We start from the raw sequence: 18,173 nt of genomic DNA, 5'->3' as shown, positions 1-18,173 counted from the left end.
CGTAAATAAATCCGGACGGATCAATAAATCGGGTATGTTTTTTTAGGAATTTAGTAGTGTGATAGGTCGCTATAACCTTGGATAACGGCTTATTACAAGCCAACCAACCAGTTATAAAAACCAAAAACAACCGACATGGACAAGTTAACCGAAAAGGAAATTTCTCCTTTGGCCAGTATCGAAGAGTGGGAAGATGATGTGTTAGAACGTTACCCGGAGCCGGGCCCTGCCAAAGCGAAGGATGAGTTCAGAGTATACAGCGAGGCCGAAGATAACCCGGTACGCGAGTTTTACAGGTTAAATCACAAGTATCAAACTTATGATAACGTTTTGGCCAAAAAGGCCAATTTTTTAAAGTTTGATAAAATGGAAATGCCATGGTGGAAAGCCATGGAGTATCTGAATACATTGGTTGATGATTCGGATCCGGATATTTCACTCGATCAGTTACAGCATTTACTGCAAACTGCCGAGTCGATCCGCGCCGATGGTCACCCGGACTGGTTTGTATTAACCGGTTTTATCCACGACCTGGGTAAAGTACTTTGCCTTTTTGGCGAGCCCCAATGGAACGTGGTAGGGGATACCTTCCCGGTAGGCTGCAAATTTTCGGATAAGATAGTTTATCCTGAGTTTTTTGCCGATAACCCGGATAGCTATGATGAGCGTTTCAATACCAAATATGGTGTTTATACGCATCAATGCGGTTTGGATAATGTACAAATGTCGTGGGGACACGATGAGTATTTGTACCAGATCACTAAAGATCACCTACCGGAAGAGGCGCTGTACATGATCCGTTATCACTCGTTTTATTCGCAGCACCGCGAGAAAGCGTACGATCATTTACTAACCGCGCACGACCAGGAGATGTTTAAATGGGTTGATAAGTTTAACCCTTACGATCTGTATTCAAAAAGCCCGAAACCACCGGTGGTATCGGAATTAAAACCATACTATGAAGATCTGATAGCCAAATATTTACCGGCTACAGTGAAATTATAAAAGAGTAACAATTCACTTTGGTTAAGTTGAACTGTAAGGTCGGGTGTATGTAACCACCCGGCCTTTTCTATTTTATCATCAAGAAGATTTTTTATTGTAGACACACATAATTGCGTCTTCCGCGTGCAATTTACGGTGGAAATGATTTGCAAGGCCGCTTGTCCTGCGGGAGACGCAATTATGCGTCTCTGCATCGAATTCTGGTCGAAGTTTAGCGCAGCGTAACTTCGTCCTAAACTGTCGGAAGCATTCTGCTTCCGCAGCCAAACTTTAAAGCTATCGGATTCTGAAAATATTAAATGAAACGTTATAAAGTTAAGCTGAAAGCTTAACACAGTTTAGGACGAAGTTACGCTGCGCTAAACTTCGACCAGAAGAGAGGGATGCGCCTTTTGGTTACTTTACCTGCGGCCCATAAAACTTCAATCCCAACACACCCGTCATAATCAACAACATAAAAAAGATCTCCATATACGATAGCCGTTCCCCCAAAAAAGTCATTTCAACAATCTTAATCAGGATGAGCGTTACAGCCGTCCAGACGGCATAAGCCACAGCAGTGGGCACCGATTTAATGGATAAGGAAAAGAAGTAAATATTACCGATACCAAAAAGTATATAACCCAAAAACGGCAACCAAACCGGCAACCCATATTGCAAGCTCAAAACCGAATTCCAGCGCAGAGCTTTCAAATCGCTGAATTTCATGAATTTTAAGCAGAAGGTCCAGGCCGCTTCAAACGCGGCAGCTATTAAAAGGTATAACCAGGCCAATGTGTAAGTTTTATTGTAAAATGTTTTCTTCCTGAGGCGCTAAGATAACCGGTTCAGGCAATTTATTCGCTGCCTTTGTTGTATCTGTTTGTTGTACAGATGCTTTTAACTTAGCCGGCAGCGCTTTGTTTAAGAGGCCCATTAACTGTGGCCGTAAATTATAATACCAGCTAAACCAGCGGTATTTAAGCAGCTTTTGCTCGTCAAAGCGTTTTACACTAAAGGCATGCTGCAAAAAGTAATCGCGCGGATAATCATAATGTAATCCCCAGTTTTCGGGTTTGTCTCCCGGCGCGTGGCCCGGATCATAAACTGATTTAAACAGGTAATCCCAAAATGAAAACTTGGTAGCAAAGTTGGCGTGAAACACCTCGATGTAGTTGGCATGGTGCCATAAATGCAGCTCGGGCGAGTTGATGATGTATTTCAGCTTGCCCATGTTTACCTTGATATTGCCATGGATAAACATGCCGAACATGGCATCCAACATGGCTTTTATCGGTATAACCATCGGGTCGGCACCTAACAGAATGATAGGTGCAAACTCGATGGTTTGATTGATAATAATTTCTACAACATGCGACCGTGATCCGGCCAGGAAATCAACTTCCTTACCCGAATGGTGCGCTTCGTGAAACCTCCAGAAAAGCTTATTGGAATGCTGAAAGCGGTGAAACAAGTAGATATACAGATCGTGTGTAAACAAAAAGAACAACACCTGCACAGCCACCGGCCAGTTACTCACAAAATGAAAATGCGACAAGTCCCAATGCCTTTGCATAGGCGCGATGATATAATCGAAAATCAGAATTTTGAGAAAGTAACTTTGTATCAGCGTGTACCATACCAGGTCGATCCAAAACCCTTCCCTGAAAAATTTCAAACCTTTTCTGTAAGGTGAGATCCGCTCCCAGGCAATGATGAATGCTATCCAGCAAAAAAGGATAGTGGATGTGATGGTAAGTACTTGTTCCTGTGGCATTATTATTTTACGGTTGGTTTTTCTTTGTATTCGTCGCTGATGTTAACGCGCAGGCGTTTCATCGGTGCCAGTTCTGATTCGTAAACGCGTTTTTCGCCATCGCCTGCGGCTGTTTCCACATCGCGGATATCACGAACCAAACGTTGGAAGCCTCCTGGTTCAACAGATGCCGCATGATCTGAACCCCACATGGCTCTATCTAAAGTAAAGTGACGTTCAACAAATGTTGCCCCCATAGCTACTGCACCTACGGTAGTAGCCAGGCCGGTTTCGTGGCCTGAGTAACCGATTGGGATGCCCGGATATTTGTTCTCCAAAGTCCGGATCATTTTAAGGTTCAATTCCTGTGGAGGGCATGGGTAGGCCGAGGTTGAATGAGCGATGAACAGCGGATAGTTTTCATCAAATTTGTTGATGTAATCCATCGTGGTTTCGATCTCTTTCATAGTCGACATACCGGTCGAAAGCATCAGCGGTTTGCCGGTTTCCAGTATGCGTTGGATCAGATCAAAATCGGTTAATGAAGCTGATGCCAGTTTGTATAAAATGGTATCAAACTGCTCCATAAAATCAACCGAAGGCGCATCCCATGCAGATACGAACCAGTCGATACCTACTTTTTTGCAGTATTGATCGATGGTGGCGTATTCGGCAATGCCAAATTCGGTTTTGCGTTTGTAGTCGATGTAGCTAATACGGCCCCATGGGGTATCGCGCATAATTTCCCATTGGTCGCGCGGAACGCAAATTTCCGGTGTACGTTTCTGGAATTTTACGGCATCTGCTTTGGCTGCTACGGCTTCGTCAATCAGTTTTTTGCAGATCTCTAACGATCCGTTGTGGTTGATGCCGATTTCGGCAATAATATAGCTTGGCTGGCCTTTACCAATTACGCGACCATTTTGCAGGGTAATGGTACCATTGCGGTTGCCGGTTAAAAACTTATCGTTTTTAGCTTCGATGATGAACTCTGCAAACTCGCGGAAACAGCCATCGCCGCCGTTTAAGGTGCTCACAAAATCAACCTGCGCCTTAACCTGTGGCAGGCCATCGGCGGGCGAGGCGCTAAGGCCTGCAAGTTTCATGATCTCGATATCGTTGGTATCATCGCCAATAAAAGCAACTTCGTTAGGCGATAGGTTTAAACGGCTGCAGATCTCTTTAAAAGCTGCCACTTTATCCCTGATGCCTAAATGTAATTCAGTGATATTTAATTTTTCGGCCCTTTTAGCCAGCGATGGTGAGTTTTCGCCGCTCACAATCCCTATTTCTACGTTAGCCAGTTTGCGTAGGCGTTCAACACCCATACCATCGCGCATGCTGAATTTTTTCAGCAATTCGCCTTCGGCGTTGTAGTATACGCCTGCATCTGTTAGTACCCCGTCGTTGTCGGTTAGCAATAGTTTAATGCCTGCCGCTTTTTGTTTTAAAATCTCGTTCATAATAGGTTTAAATTAAATTGCTGTCCATCCCCCGTCTACAACCAGGTTAGCGCCGGTCATGTATGCCGATGCTTCGCTGGCCAGAAATATGAGTGCGCCCTGATAGTCGCTCGCTTTGGCCATGCGGCCCAATAGTGTTTTTGCTGAATAGTTGTTAATAAAATCCCCGGTTTGCCCGGCCTCTACGCCACCTGGCGAAAGGGTGTTAACTCTAACACCTGTATGCCCCCAATAGGCTGCCAGAAAGCGCGTAAAGTTGATGATAGCCCCCTTGGTCACCGGGTAAGCTGCCGACTTATAAAAGGTTTGTTTTCCCTGTGCATCGCGATAGATCGTTTGATCAGGCCCAACAATACCGTAAGTTGAGGCAATGTTGATGATGCTGCCGCTGCGCTGTAATGACATCTGGGTGCCAAACACCTGCGAGCATAAAAACACGCCGGTAATGTTCACGTTAAGCGATAGCTGAAAAGCCTCTAACGGATAGTTTTCAAAAGCCGAAAGCTCTTTGGCCATGGCCGGATTTTCAAACTTATCGTTAATGGCGGCGTTGTTCACCAATATATCCACCGAATCGTATTTGTTTAATACGGCATTAAGCGCGTCAATTAATGATTCTTTGCTGGTTACATCAACCTCAATGCCCAAATGATTATCGCCTAATTGTGCAGCGAATAGGGCGGTTTGCTCAGCTCCTAAATCAGCTACTACCACGTTGGCTCCTGCCGCTGCAAGGGCCTCGCAGTGTTTTTGGCCGATAAGGCCTAAAGCACCCGTAACTACAGCTGTTTTTCCTTTTAATGAAAAAAGCTCCATGGCTTAGGCGGTAGTTTTAGGTTTGATATTGTAATTGCTCACCTTGCGGAAAACAGCCTCAAGCACTTCGCCTTTAAGGTATTGTTTGATGTTGCCGCTTTCAATAGCTTCTTTTACCAGTGGCAATACATCGCGGTAAGCAGCAAGAATATAGTCGATATCCTCGGTGGTGTGGCTGTAGCTCATGTTGTGGAAACCGGCCCAAAGAACACCGCGTTTAATCATTTCCTGTTGCATCAGGGTTTTTACTTCTAATCCATTGCCTGCATCGGGTGTAAAAGTTACCATGCTGCGGCAGTTAAAGCCTACGGCGCGGGTGTATTTATCCATGCCTAACTCAATAGCGAGGCTGTTGTAACCATCTTTCAATAAAGCGCCGTGCTCATCAAGGTATTGCGGCACATTTTTATCGCGAAGCTCGTTGATAGTAGCAATACAAGCAGCTAAGGATAAAGCCTCGCCGCCGAAAGTGGTGTAGCTAAACACTTCCGAATTGAAAAGCTCCATTACATCGGCACGGCCGGTTAATAAAGCTATCGGCATACCGTTGGCGCATGCTTTTGAAAACACCGCCAGATCGGCTTTAACGTTAAAATATTCCTGCACACCGCCAACAGCTATGCGGAAACCTGTCCACATCTCATCAAAAATTAACAGGGTGCCGTTGGCTTTGCAAGCCTCAGCCAGTTCCTGTAAATAACCTGGTTTCGGTGCCTCGAAAATGAATGGCTCAAGGATCAAAGCAGCAACAGTTTCATCCAAAGCGGCTTTTACCGATTCGATATCGTTATATTCAAAAGTATAGGTCAAATCCTGGATAGCTTCTGGAACGCCAGAGTTACGGCTGGTGATGCCGATATACCAATCGTGCCAGCCGTGGTAGCCGCAGCAAAATACTTTATCGCGCCCGGTAAATGCCCGTGCTACGCGGATAGCCGCCGAACAAACATCGGCACCTGTTTTTGAAATTTTTACAGCTTCGGCATTTGGCACAACCTGCTGAACAAGTTCAGAAAGTTCAACTTCCAGGGGGTGCATTAATGAAAAAGTAATACCATCGTTTAGTTGTGTGCGGATAGCCTCATCAACAGCCGGGTAGGCATAGCCTAATGAAACCGGACCGATAGCAGCGTTCAGGTCAATAAACTCGTTGCCATCCGCATCCCAAACATGCGAACCTTTGCCCTTTACAAGGTATTTAGGCGCTGCACCTTTGGTAAACTGGCCTGGGCCTTTTGCTAAGGTTTGGGTAACCGGTTTCTGCACTTTTAAAGCGCGTTCGTATAATTTGTCCGATTCGGTGATGATCGGGAAGTCGTTGTTAAGCTCAATTTTATTGGCCATGGTAAATATTTTTATTCTGAAAATTCAGGGGTTAAAATTTGTGGTTGGTGGTGTTCGGTTTGGTAACCTAATATCCGCTCGGCTATCTGTTTGCCGGTAAAACCTTCGTATTCCAATACTGATGGCAATAACGATGGCCTGAACCATTTTTCATTCAGGGCGATAGGCAATACGTTAGCTGTAGTACGGTTTTTCAATAAAACTTCGGCAACAATGGTGTAAAGGCCGCCGGTTACAAAATGATCTTCAAGCGTAACCACCAGTTTGCTTTGTGCCGATGCTTTCAGAATGGCTTCTTCATCAACCGGTTTAAGGCTGCGCATATTGATCAGGCCAACGGATAAACCTTCAGCTTTTAACATCTCAATAGCTATCAGCGCCTGTTCAAACAGCAGGCCGTAGGTTAAAATAGTTACATCTGTGCCTTCGGTTATTACTTCTGCCTTGCCCATCACAAATGGCTCGTGGTTATAAGCTGTTTGGCGGGTGTTGATGCGGGTATAGGCAGGGCTTTTGCTTGCCCAGATCTGCGGCAACATTTTTACCAGATCGTCCTCATCGGCAGGGGCAAAAACGGTTACATTAGGGATGCCGCGCATAATCGAAATATCCTCGATAGCCTGGTGGGTAGGGCCGTTCCCATCCGATAAAAAGCCGGGGATAAACGAGCTTAGTTTTACCGGCAGATTGGCAATGCCCACATCGGTACGCACAAACTCGAAAGCACGCATGGTTAAAAACGACGCCAGGGCATGTATAACCGGCACACGGCCACGTAAAGCCAGGCCGGCAGCAGCGCCAACCATGGTTTGTTCGGTGATGCCGGTATCAATAAAACGTTTGCCTAATTTGGCGGGCAGGTTGCGTACCAGCGCGCGGTTTTCGGCGGTCATTACTACCACCTGCTCATCGGCAAGGGCTGTTTGGGTTAAAAGTTCTTCGTAACTCATCTTATCTCACCACTAAAGTTTCGGATGTTAATGTTGTGTTGTGTTCGCCGTGCAGTTCGAGCAAAAGCTGCTCAACTTCACCTGCGTTGAAATTGCAGAACCACCTGTCGGCACGCTCCTGGATGCTTGGCAGGCCTTTACCGCGTATGGTATCGGCAATGAGTACATTCAGTTTGTCGGTTTGGAAAGGGTAGGCGTTTAGCGCTTCGTCCAATTCGGCGAAGCTGTGCCCGTTAATACGTTTAACCGCTGCTCCAAAAGCGGCGAATTTATCAGCAAGCGGCTCCAGCGGAATCAGTTCTTCAGTACGCATATTGGCCTGGAACTGGTTCCTGTCAACAATAAAGATCAGGTTATCAAGCTTGTAAGCATTAGCCACCAATACAGCTTCCCAGCAGGTACCTTCGTTCAACTCGCCATCACCCAAAATGCAGATCACCTTGTTGGTGCTTCCGCTGATCTTCAAATCCAAAGCAACACCTAAAGCTACCGATGGTAAATGGCCTAATGAGCCTGAATGAAATTCGATACCCGGAATTTTGGTATTGGGGTGCCAGTAGATATGGTCGTTCAATAACAGATGATTTTTAAGGCGATCTTTTTCCAGTAATCCCAGTTCGGCAAAAGTGCCGTACAGGGCAGGTACATCGTGGCCTTTTGATAGGAAAAGATAATCGCGATCGGGATCGTTCAGGTTATCCTTGTTGATGTTTAAAAAACTGCTGTACAGGTACACAATCAGGTCTACCGCCGAGAGTGATGCGCCCGTAAAGCAACCGCCATCGGTAGACATGCGGATAATATGCTCCCTTACTTTAAGCGCCGTTGCTGTTAATTCTTCGTAATTCTTGTTCTCCACGCTATATTCTTCTTTTTTATTGCTCTTGTATAGTTGTTGTAGGTGCCTGCCTTGTTTTATCGGCTGATACTGTTTTCAGTTCATCGATATGATGCCGATACCAGTTTACACCGGCGTATTGGGCGTTGATGTTATAGATCTCTGGTTTTTGCTCCAACAGATCGAGAATCTCCCGGCAGGAAAAGGCGTTGTTTTCCGGGTAAAGCTCCCTGAAGATCCTTTCGATAAAATAATAGTCCTCAGCGTAATCGATAGTGAACCTGTGCGACATGGAATAATCCAAACCCGTTGGCCAGGCGAAATTTCCTATGCTGAATAATTCCGGATTCTCCCAGATGTAAGGGGTGGTATGCTCCAGTTCTAAAGGACGTGTTGCATTTTCCCAGGCGTTGGTAAGACACTCTATAGTCATAATCTCCACATCGTTACCATCGGGGTAGGTCGCAGGATGCAGGTTGCTCACAAAATCGAATTGACCTCGGTTGGCGAAAAAATAATCAAGCACTTCGTCGATGATTTTCGGATCAATCAGCGGGCAATCTGAAGGGATTTTTAATACAACGTCCGCGTTATATAGTTTAGCTGCCTGGTAATGCCTGTCGAGCAGGTTGTTTAGGCTGCCACGAAAACAGGGAATGCCGATAGCATTCGCCTCGGTTTCAATAATATCGTCATCAGCCGTTTCGGATGTTGCTACCACCAGTTGTGCCTTATGTTTTATCATCTGCAGGCGTTCAATCATCCGCGCAAGCAAGCTTTTACCCAATATGGGCAGCATTACCTTGCCTGGCAAGCGGCTTGAGGCCATGCGGGCCTGTATAACAATCAGTATCTTATCTTTCATGGTAAAATATTACCAGGTTTCAACTAACTCGGGTTTCAATTGCAGGTTTGCTTCTTCGCGGGCCTGGTGCTGTGCCAAAGCCATAATAGGATCGTAGTTTTCAGCAGCACCGTTGTAGTTAATATAATCACGGCATAAAGCAGCTATGTTTTTAGCTGATGTTCCTCCGTTTTGTACCGGTGTAAGTCTTTTCAACTCATCAACATCAAATAATGAGTGTACTTTTTTGCCCAACGCTATGCCTGTATATACCACGGTTGAATATTGAGTGATAAGCTCAACACTGTTGGCTATCATGTGGTTGGTGTTGCCTTTGGCATAAACAAGCGTACCGGCAGGGGTATTAGCTTTAATTTCCTTTTCGGCGCGTTCGGCATTTTCGTTAGGGTGCAACTTGAATAGCAAGGGACGGCCATTGGCAATAGCCACCGCTTTTTTAATAAAAGCTATCCTGTTTTCAAAACGGAAGGTTTCGCGCATATCGGTAGTGGCTACCATAACATAGCCATGGTGCGGAAAATCGTTGTTTACATGTTGTGCCAGGTTGTCATAATTAGGCATACCAGCCACTACAATCTTGCTTTTAGGTGTTCCTTTACCTGCAAAATACTGGCGATAACCTTCAGACGCGGCGCAATAAATATCACAACGATTTGATGAGCCGTTAAGCGAAGTGTTGCCGCATAAGGTAGGAGGCAATTTTAAATTGCGCACAATGTGGCTCCACGGTGTATAACGGTCAATCATACCCTCCTGAACCCAGATAGTTTTGGTTTTGCGCATCCGCTGCGGTACGATGAGATCGGTGCAGAACACCACCAGGTCGTACTGGTTTTTGCGGGCGGCAAAATCAATCTGAAGGCCGTGATTATTTAAATATTCTTCAGAAATGATTCTGAATTTGTTTGATAATACAGTGCCGTTAAAAAGCTTTGTATTATTTAGTATATAATTAAGAGGGGCGTTATCTGTAAACAACTGGCTAAACCAGCAATCAAATTCAGGCAGCTCATTGGCTATCTGGTGCATTTGCGTGGTTTGGTTAATTGAACCGGTAATGAACAATATTTTCTTCATCCTTTTATTTCAATTAGCTTTATTTGTGAGTGGTAAGGTACAGGCTGATTTTGAACAAATTCTGTAGTTCGACGCCCGTAAGAAGTCTGCATCGGCAGTTGCGTTTATGATACCAGTTTGAATGAATTTCATATCAACATTAAAAGCTTTAGGGCGTACTGTCTTTACAAATTCTTTACCCGGATATATTAATGACGTACCATAATCAAGTCCGCATATGTAAAAAACTTATAATTTGATAAAAGTAGGGGCGCTATTTTTAGATAATGAGAACTTATGGTTATCAAATTATTAAGCGGGTATCGGGAGGAAATTATTTATTAACAAACAGCGCATGATGTTAACAATCAAACAGTAATGGCTTGAGTGGATAGGGTGTTATTTGGTGATTTAACACTAAGGATATGTAGAAATAAATATATTATATATATGGCTGATTTAGCTGTGTTTTGAAAATTACCTGTTGCCCGGTAAAACGTATTGACCGGGCTGTTGAGGTTGAAAAAGCCAATTGTTATTAACGCCTCAATGCTTCTTTGTTACCTAAATCCCGGAATAGTTAATTTAGAATGGGAAGATTTAAGGTGCTTTTGTCATTAATAAGTATAAGTGATAAATGTTATTTTTTTTACAGGATATGCTTTTTACTTTTATCGCCGATTAGTGTAGTGCCGATATTGGTACCCGCTTAAATCAACATAGAACAATCAATCTGTAAAACATAAAAACATGGAACCTAAAATTGGTATCACCCCCGAAAATCTGGCTAAAGTTGCCCATGCGTTAAACGGCGTACTGGCCGACGAGTTTGTATTATATACAAAAACCCGCAACGCGCACTGGAATATTGAAGGCCCGGATTTTCACAGCAAGCATTTGTTTTTCGAATCGCAGTATAATAAGCTTGACGAGATTATGGATAGCGTGGCCGAGCGAATCCGTTCATTAGGCCACTACGCCCCGGCAACGCTGAAAAGTTTCCTGCAATTAACTCATCTTTCAGAGCAACTGCACGAAAAAAACGACGGCGATGGCTTTATCCGCGAACTGCTTAACGATCATGAAAGCCTGATCATCCGCCTGCGCGAAAACATCAACTATTTTGCAAACGATCTGCATGATGCCGGCACAAGCGATTACATTACCGGTTTGATGGAAACCCACGAAAAAATGGCCTGGATGCTGAGATCACATTTAAGGTAAGCAAAAAAACATTACATTTTAGTATTGGTGATAGCCTGGCGGGTAAATTCCTGTCAGGCTATTACGTTAAACAGGATGAGGATTGCGGTAATAAAAAGCACTATCATCCCACCCAGAAACAGGTAATCGGCCGTGGTTTCCAGTTTGCCTCCCGGTTTGATGTTGCCGCGGATTGATAAGAAGGATAAAATGCAGCTCAGCATAAAAAATACAAGGGCGATGGTAACAGTTTCGTCAATATAGGTGCGCTCGGATAGTTTCAGAAACTTTAATGAGGTAAGCACTACAAAACAAAGTCCCAATAAATTGGATGCCGCATTTAATATATGTGGTGATTTGGTGTTGGCTGCCATTTTTTTAATCAGAAGAATTAAATATCATTAAAACTATGAAAATATCCGGTTACCGGCAGCCGTAAAACCGCCGGTTGCTGCACCCAACCTCCGATAATTATATTATAATAGGATTAAATAACGATATATCGTTATTTAATTTCTTGTGATTTTTGTTTAAATTATTGAAAATAAGTGTTTTATGGTTTTGGTGCGCGAGTTGCTTTGGTTTTTCTGTATTTTTAAAGCTCCTATATCTTAATACGTATACCCATGATAAAAAAATTACTTGCCTCCTCACTATTTGTAGCCTCCGCTTTTTATGCGCATGGGCAGGCCATAGCGCACTCGGCCTGGCAAAAATTTCCTGATAGTACCGTTGTAAGTGTTCATGCATCTTATAATGATGTGAGCGGCATACACCGCTGGTTGTTTGGCGAAAACTATCGTAAAGATTGGGCCATGAAAGTTAAACTGCCGGTAATTAAATTATCGGAGGTCAACGGAGGCCTGACCCCCGTAAAGGAAGGCGGCGGTCTGGAATCCAAATCGCTGAGGCTGGAAGACAAAAGTGGCAGGGAGTGGGTATTGCGCAGCGTAGAAAAGGTACCGGATAAGCTGTTGCCGCCAAACCTGCAGGGCACCTTCGCGGTTGATTGGGTAGGAGATGAGTTTAGCGGCCAGCATCCATATTCGGCCTTAATTGTACCGCCATTGGCCGAGGCGGCACAGGTACCGCATGCTAACCCCGTAATTGGTGTTGTAGCTGCCGACCCGGCCCTGGGCCAGTACAGCAAAACCTTTGTCGGCCTGGTTTGCCTGATAGAAGAGCGGGAGCCCATCGGTCATTCGGATAATTCATTTAAAATGCAGGATCAGTTATTAAAAACCAATGATAACCGGCTGGACGGAAAGGAGTTTTTACGCGCCCGCCTGCTTGATTTGCTGATGGGCGACTGGGACCGCCACGAAGACCAATGGCGCTGGGCCGACGACAAAAAGGGCAAAGGCAAAACCTATACCGCCGTTCCGCGCGACCGAGACCAGGTGTTTCACGTAACCCAGGGTGTATTCCCCTCCATTGCGGCTTTACCGTGGATAGACCCTTTGCTCGAAGATTTCAGCCCGGAGATCCCGCGGGTAAAATTTTCTCTTTTTAAAACCCGCTTCATGAAGGAGTACCCCGACGCGCATCTTAGCTATGACGAGTACATGAAGGTAGTGAATGAGTTTGTAAAAGCCGAGACCGACGAAGTGTTGGAAGCCGGTTTAAAACGCTTACCCAAAGAATCGTATAATTTAAGGCATGCCGAATTACTGGCCATATTAAAAAAGCGTCGCGATAATATTCCCGCGGCAATGACCGAATACTATAAATTTATCAACCGCATAGTTGATATCCGCACAACCGATAAAAGCGAACTGATCACTATTACCGATGCCCCGAATAACGCAACCCGCATCACTGTATCAAAGCTTAACAAAGATGACGATACCAAAGATCAGTTAATGGATATGATTTATACTCCTGATATCACTAAGGAGATCAGGTTATATACCTCGGCCGGCGATGATAAAGTGCAGATCAATACCGCTAATTCATCAATAAAATTGAGGCTGATAGATAGTATAGGCAACAAAACAGTTGATGTTAAACAGGCATCACGCCGGGTGCAGTTTTACGGTCGGCAGGATAGTATCACATTTACAGGTAATGCGGGCCGGTTAAGCAAACATTTATCAAACGATACCTCAAATACTCAGTTTTTACCTACCAACCTATATAATGTATGGATGCCGCTTGCTACAGCGGCCTTAAATAAGGATGATGGCTTTTTATTAGGCCTGGGTTTTAAATATACCGGTCATGATGGTTTCCGTAAGCTCCCTTATTCAACCGTGCAGCAGGTAATGATCACCCACTCGTTTGCTACCGACGCGTTTAGGATCAATTATAAAGGTGAGTGGATTGATGCCTTTGGTAAGGCTGATTTTACCATGCAGGCCAATATTCAATCGCCCGATAATACGGTGAACTTTTTTGGTCTTGGTAACACCAGCACGTTGAACAAATTTCCGGGCTACCGTACTTATTACCGCACCCGGTATGATATTTACCAGTTCGACCCTGCTATCCGCTGGCATACCGGTAAAAACAGTGATATCAGCGTGGGCCCCTCATTCCAGTTTTATCACCTCGATTTGAATGATAATGCCGGACGGTTTATCAACCAATCATCACTCATCAATTCGTACGATAGTTTAACCGTTGGTAAGAACAAAGCACACCTTGGCGCGCTTATCAATTACACAACCAATCAGCGCGATAATAATATCCTGCCAAAAAAAGGTTTCTATTTTACGGTAACAGCTCAGGGCTATACCGGACTTAATGATTATTCAAAATCGTTTGTGCAGATCAAACCCGAGTTTACTTATTACCAAAGCCTTACCCCGGGCGGTGCCATTGTGCTGTCAGACAGGGTAGGCGGCGGCGTAAGTTTTGGCAAGCCTGCTTTTTATCAATCGATGTTTTTAGGTGGACAAGGTAATTTACTCGGCTACTTACAAAACCGCTTTGCAGGCAAGCACATGGTGTTTAACAATTTGCAGGGCAGAGTTAAGCTGGTTGATATAGCCAGCTACATTTTACCCGGCGAGCTGGGGCTTGTAGGCTTTTATGATGCCGGCCGTGTTTGGATAGAAGATGAGCACTCGGATAAATGGCATACAGGCACCGGCGGCGGCTTATATTTTGCGCCGGCCAGCTTAACGGTATTACAGTTGCTTGCAGGTCACTCCAGCGAGGGCTGGTATCCTTACATATCGCTTAATTTCAGGCTGTAATTAATCTATGCGAAAGCGCATATAAAGCATAACGAAAAAGAGCCGGAAATTGATAAAACGATTTTTCGGCTCTTTTGGTTTTAGATTGGTTTAGAGTGAGTTATGGCTTCGGTGTGCCAAATTGTATCAATGTTAAAAGAATTAAGAAATATTTAACATTAAATGATAAAATGAGGCTTTAAAATACATTTGTTTATAATTCCTTATTCCTATCTTATTAATATGAAAATCCTGCCTTAATACAGCGCCGGTAGTTTTGTTGCAAACTAACTGTATTGCAATGAAACAAAATTTACTTAAAATTTCACGGTTGTTGCTGCTTTTTGTGGTTTGCTTGTTTACTTACAGTAACCTGCAGGCGCAAAGCTTAACGATCAGAGGTATCATTTTAGATGATGCCAATCAGCCGCTTCCCGGCGTGAGTGTACGGATTAAAGGTACAAACACCGGTACTGTAACCGGTATTGAAGGCCGCTTTACAATTGCGGCTACCAAAGGAGATGTTTTAACCTTCAACTTTGTTGGTTATGCTTCACAGGAAGTAACCATCGGAACAGAAACCTACCTTTCAATCCAAATGAAATCTGATTCGAAATCATTAACCGAAGTTGTTGTAACGGCTTTGGGTGTTAAAAAGGAAGTTCGCCGCATAGGTTACTCATCACAGGATGTAAAAGGCGAGGAGTTAACCAAAGCCCGTGAGCCAAATGCTATCAACTCATTGGTTGGTAAGGTTGCCGGCTTAAACGTAGGCGTTTCTGCCGAGTTATTAGGCCGCCCGCAATTGGTTTTACGTGGTAGCACCGATCTTCTTTTTGTGGTTGACGGTGTGCCGATCAACTCTGATACCTTTAACATTAGTGCCGACGACGTTGAAACATATACCGTATTAAAAGGCCCTAACGCTGCGGCCCTTTACGGTTTCAGAGGCCAAAACGGTGCTATCCTGATCACTACCAAACGCGGTACCAAAGATAAAAGAGGTTTCTCTATCGATCTGAACTCAAGCACTATGCTTGAAAAAGGTTTGGTTGCCGTTCCTAAAAACCAAACTGATTACGGTTATGGTACAGCTTACGCTTATGATTACGGATCTGGTTTGTACAGTACAGCTGCCACCGCAGGTAGCGGTTCGTTCCGTGCCAACATCTGGGGTCCTAAATTTGATGGTCAGCCGGTAAGGCAGTATGATAGCCCTATCGATCCGGTAACCGGCATCCGTGGTACTTCACCATGGTTGGCAAGGGGTAAAAATAACTACGAAAACTTTATCGAAACAGGTTTATTAAGCAACACCAACCTTGCCATCGGTGCATCTGGCGAGCTTTATGACCTTCGTGCATCTTACGCGCACAACTACCAAAAAGGTACAGGCCCTAACACAGGTTTAAATGCCGATAACCTTAACCTGAGCCTCGGTTACAAAATCAGCAATAAATTACGTGTTGATGGTAACTTAAACTTCAATACTCAGTACAGCAAAAATATTCCTGATGCCGGTTACGGCCCAAACAGCTATCCATACATGTTTAAAGTATATGGTTCGGCCAGCTGGGATGTACGCGATATGGAGGATTATTATAAAGCTCCTGCCGGTAATCCGCTTGGTAAACCGGGTGTTACACAATACTATGCAGAGTACGGTCGTGAAAACAACCCTTACTTTGTTGCCAACGAATGGCTGCGTGGTCACTACAAAACCGATGTTTACGGTTATTTAAAATTAACTTATAGCTTCAATAAAGATTTGAATCTGGCTGTGCGTTCGCAGGTTACTACCTGGGATCAGTTACGTACCGAAAAAGTGCCATCTTCAACTGTATTGAACTCGTACCTTGCTCCAAGCGGTTCGCCGTTTAAAACCTGGGATGCCACTTATACCGGTGATTTCCGCCAGGATCACCGTAACCTGATTGAGAATAATACCGATGTTTTGTTATCATATAACAAAACCATTAAGGATTTTAACATCAGTGCATTAGCAGGTGCAAACTCACGCTCGTATAAATATGTATCAGACTGGAGCTCGACCAACTGGTTGCAATCAAACGGAAGCCAGCTTGATAACGCGGCTTACAGCTTAAATAACTCTAAAAACTCAGCCGCAAGGGTTTATGCCTATAACGCCAATATGCAGGTTTACAGTGCTTATTACTCGGTTGATATCGGTTATAAAAACTATTTTACCCTCAGCACTACCGGCCGTGTAGATAAAACATCTACGCTGCCTTCAGGTAATAACACATTTTTCTACCCATCGGTAGCACTTAGCTCGGTAATCAGCGACTATGTTAAATTTCCTGAGGTTATCTCATTCTTAAAAGTACGCGCATCATGGGCGGATGTTAAGGGCGCTTTAACCAGCTCAACCATTCCCTCAGCTTATGCTGCTTCAACAAACTTTACCAAAACGGTTAACTCGGGATTGTTGGGCTACGGTACAGAATTATATTCATCATATGATGGTCCATCATATGCTAACCAGTTAGGTTTATCATCTGGTACATACTACAATGGTACTTCTTCCATCGCAATTTCAAATACGCTTGCTAATCCTAAAGTTAATCCATTTGACGTAGGATCTTATGAAGGCGGCCTTGATGTTAAATTCTTTAATAATCGTTTAAGTTTTGCCGGTACCTATTTCAGAACAGTTAACGGTCCGTCGATATTCCCGTTAGGTATACCTTCTTCAACCCTTTATTATGCGCACACCGAAAATGCGGTTACTTCGCTGAAAAAAGGTTTCGAGCTATCATTAGATGGAGCGGTAATACGTAACCCTAACGGTTTCTCATGGAATATACTTGTTAACTACTCTACCTTTAAAGAAACCCTTAAGGATATTTACGGTGATGAGAAAAGTATTCCGATTAATAACCACGTGTACAAAATCGGCGACCGTTTAGATGGTTATTATGGTATCAAATTCCTGCGTTCGCCAGATGGACAGATCATTAATAACTCTGCCGGTATTCCATTGCCATCTCAATCAGGTATTGATAACCTGCAATACTTAGGTCACTTAAACCCAGACTTTAGCTTCGGTATCAATAACAAATTCAGCTACAAAGCATTTTCTTTAAGCTTCCAGTTTGATGGCCGCGTAGGCGGTAAAATCTATGATGAGGTTTACTCACGTATGATGAACGCCGGTACAGCTATCGAAACCGTACAGGGTGCCTACGGTGCAGCCCGTTTAGCCGATTGGAACTCATTAGTTTCTACCGGTAAAGTTGGTAACAACGGCTTAGGTTCGTATGTTGGCCCGGGTGTGGTTATCGCTTCCGGTACTCCAAAATATGCAAACGGTGTTATTTCAAACCTTAACGAGTTAACTTTTGCTCCAAACACAGTGCCAACCACTGTACAAAACTATGCTTCAAACGGTTTATTTAACCAAAATATTGACGAGGCCTTTTTGATCAGCCGTACTTATGCAAAACTGCGCGAGGTAACTATTGGTTACACCATCCCTCAAAAATTCCTGGGTAAATCATTTATCCGCAGGGCTTCAATTACCCTGGTAGGCCGTAACCTGTTATACTTTGCCGCACGTAAAGACATTGATCTTGATCAGTATGCTTCAGGGTTTAACCTGTCAACTCTTGGTACACAGGGTGTTAAGGGCTTGAGCAGCGATCTGCAAAGCTCAACATCACGTCGCTATGGTGTTAACTTAAACTTTGGTTTCTAAT

General features: G+C 44.1%; 14 protein-coding genes. 4 read left to right on the top strand and 10 right to left on the bottom strand.

From position 1 onward, the window contains the following. Positions 1-135: 135 nt before the first annotated feature. Positions 136-1,005, top strand: coding sequence for an inositol oxygenase family protein (locus HYN43_RS13095; protein WP_119409775.1), 870 nt, complete (start codon positions 136-138; stop codon positions 1,003-1,005). A gap of 396 nt (positions 1,006-1,401) precedes the next feature. Here HYN43_RS13095 and HYN43_RS13090 read toward each other — a convergent pair whose 3' ends face one another. Genes HYN43_RS13090 through HYN43_RS13050 form a run of 9 tightly spaced genes read right to left on the bottom strand, consistent with a single transcriptional unit; the run spans position 1,402 to position 10,093 of the window. Next, positions 1,402-1,779 (bottom strand): DMT family transporter, encoded by a 378-nt coding sequence (locus HYN43_RS13090; protein WP_119409774.1) that lies wholly within the window; start codon positions 1,777-1,779, stop codon positions 1,402-1,404. A 10-nt stretch (positions 1,780-1,789) separates the two neighbouring features. Then, positions 1,790-2,761, bottom strand: a complete 972-nt coding sequence (locus HYN43_RS13085) for a sterol desaturase family protein (protein ID WP_119409773.1) — start codon at positions 2,759-2,761, stop codon at positions 1,790-1,792. 2 nt (positions 2,762-2,763) lie between these two features. Beyond that, positions 2,764-4,203: an HAD-IA family hydrolase gene (locus HYN43_RS30770; protein ID WP_119409772.1), complete on the bottom strand. Its 1,440-nt coding sequence runs from the start codon at positions 4,201-4,203 to the stop codon at positions 2,764-2,766. A gap of 12 nt (positions 4,204-4,215) precedes the next feature. Beyond that, positions 4,216-5,019, bottom strand: coding sequence for an SDR family oxidoreductase (locus tag HYN43_RS13075; RefSeq protein WP_119409771.1), 804 nt, complete (start codon positions 5,017-5,019; stop codon positions 4,216-4,218). 3 nt (positions 5,020-5,022) lie between these two features. After that, on the bottom strand, positions 5,023-6,363 hold the full coding sequence (locus tag HYN43_RS13070; protein ID WP_119409770.1) for an aminotransferase class III-fold pyridoxal phosphate-dependent enzyme: 1,341 nt from the start codon (positions 6,361-6,363) through the stop codon (positions 5,023-5,025). 11 nt (positions 6,364-6,374) lie between these two features. Next, a complete protein-coding gene (locus tag HYN43_RS13065) occupies positions 6,375-7,313 on the bottom strand; it encodes a transketolase family protein (RefSeq protein WP_119409769.1) in 939 nt (312 codons plus the stop codon). Position 7,314: 1 nt separating this feature from the next. Beyond that, positions 7,315-8,172: a transketolase gene (locus tag HYN43_RS13060; RefSeq protein WP_119409768.1), complete on the bottom strand. Its 858-nt coding sequence runs from the start codon at positions 8,170-8,172 to the stop codon at positions 7,315-7,317. 16 nt (positions 8,173-8,188) lie between these two features. After that, positions 8,189-9,016: a cytidylyltransferase domain-containing protein gene (locus tag HYN43_RS13055; RefSeq protein WP_119409767.1), complete on the bottom strand. Its 828-nt coding sequence runs from the start codon at positions 9,014-9,016 to the stop codon at positions 8,189-8,191. A 9-nt stretch (positions 9,017-9,025) separates the two neighbouring features. Beyond that, positions 9,026-10,093 (bottom strand): glycosyltransferase family protein, encoded by a 1,068-nt coding sequence (locus HYN43_RS13050; RefSeq protein ID WP_119409766.1) that lies wholly within the window; start codon positions 10,091-10,093, stop codon positions 9,026-9,028. A gap of 729 nt (positions 10,094-10,822) precedes the next feature. On the opposite strand from HYN43_RS13050, the gene HYN43_RS13045 reads away from it, so the two are divergent. Beyond that, the gene (locus HYN43_RS13045; protein ID WP_119409765.1) at positions 10,823-11,296 is read left to right on the top strand and encodes a Dps family protein; all 474 of its coding nucleotides are present in this window, start codon (positions 10,823-10,825) and stop codon (positions 11,294-11,296) included. Positions 11,297-11,349: 53 nt separating this feature from the next. On the opposite strand, the gene HYN43_RS13040 is transcribed toward HYN43_RS13045, so the two are convergent. Then, positions 11,350-11,649, bottom strand: a complete 300-nt coding sequence (locus HYN43_RS13040; RefSeq protein WP_119409764.1) for a hypothetical protein — start codon at positions 11,647-11,649, stop codon at positions 11,350-11,352. A 252-nt stretch (positions 11,650-11,901) separates the two neighbouring features. On the opposite strand from HYN43_RS13040, the gene HYN43_RS13035 reads away from it, so the two are divergent. Continuing rightward, positions 11,902-14,475 carry a BamA/TamA family outer membrane protein gene (locus HYN43_RS13035; protein ID WP_119409763.1) on the top strand — a complete coding sequence of 858 codons (2,574 nt, stop codon included), beginning with the start codon at positions 11,902-11,904 and terminating at the stop codon, positions 14,473-14,475. A gap of 280 nt (positions 14,476-14,755) precedes the next feature. After that, positions 14,756-18,172, top strand: a complete 3,417-nt coding sequence (locus tag HYN43_RS13030) for a SusC/RagA family TonB-linked outer membrane protein (protein ID WP_119409762.1) — start codon at positions 14,756-14,758, stop codon at positions 18,170-18,172. The last annotated feature ends 1 nt before the right edge of the window (position 18,173 follow it).

Source organism: Mucilaginibacter celer (genome assembly GCF_003576455.2).
In the GTDB taxonomy this organism is placed as follows: domain Bacteria; phylum Bacteroidota; class Bacteroidia; order Sphingobacteriales; family Sphingobacteriaceae; genus Mucilaginibacter; species Mucilaginibacter celer.
This window is presented reverse-complemented; position numbering and strand designations above follow the sequence as displayed.

What these genes read in the sequence shown, in the direction of transcription:
- HYN43_RS13095 (WP_119409775.1), top strand. Translation starts at nt 136, where the DNA reads ATGGACAAGTTAACCGAAAAGGAAATTTCTCCTTTGGCCAGTATCGAA.
- HYN43_RS13085 (WP_119409773.1), bottom strand. Translation starts at nt 2,761, where the DNA reads ATGCCACAGGAACAAGTACTTACCATCACATCCACTATCCTTTTTTGC.
- HYN43_RS30770 (WP_119409772.1), bottom strand. Translation starts at nt 4,203, where the DNA reads ATGAACGAGATTTTAAAACAAAAAGCGGCAGGCATTAAACTATTGCTA.
- HYN43_RS13075 (WP_119409771.1), bottom strand. Translation starts at nt 5,019, where the DNA reads ATGGAGCTTTTTTCATTAAAAGGAAAAACAGCTGTAGTTACGGGTGCT.
- HYN43_RS13070 (WP_119409770.1), bottom strand. Translation starts at nt 6,363, where the DNA reads ATGGCCAATAAAATTGAGCTTAACAACGACTTCCCGATCATCACCGAA.
- HYN43_RS13065 (WP_119409769.1), bottom strand. Translation starts at nt 7,313, where the DNA reads ATGAGTTACGAAGAACTTTTAACCCAAACAGCCCTTGCCGATGAGCAG.
- HYN43_RS13055 (WP_119409767.1), bottom strand. Translation starts at nt 9,016, where the DNA reads ATGAAAGATAAGATACTGATTGTTATACAGGCCCGCATGGCCTCAAGC.
- HYN43_RS13050 (WP_119409766.1), bottom strand. Translation starts at nt 10,093, where the DNA reads ATGAAGAAAATATTGTTCATTACCGGTTCAATTAACCAAACCACGCAA.
- HYN43_RS13045 (WP_119409765.1), top strand. Translation starts at nt 10,823, where the DNA reads ATGGAACCTAAAATTGGTATCACCCCCGAAAATCTGGCTAAAGTTGCC.
- HYN43_RS13040 (WP_119409764.1), bottom strand. Translation starts at nt 11,649, where the DNA reads ATGGCAGCCAACACCAAATCACCACATATATTAAATGCGGCATCCAAT.
- HYN43_RS13035 (WP_119409763.1), top strand. Translation starts at nt 11,902, where the DNA reads ATGATAAAAAAATTACTTGCCTCCTCACTATTTGTAGCCTCCGCTTTT.
- HYN43_RS13030 (WP_119409762.1), top strand. Translation starts at nt 14,756, where the DNA reads ATGAAACAAAATTTACTTAAAATTTCACGGTTGTTGCTGCTTTTTGTG.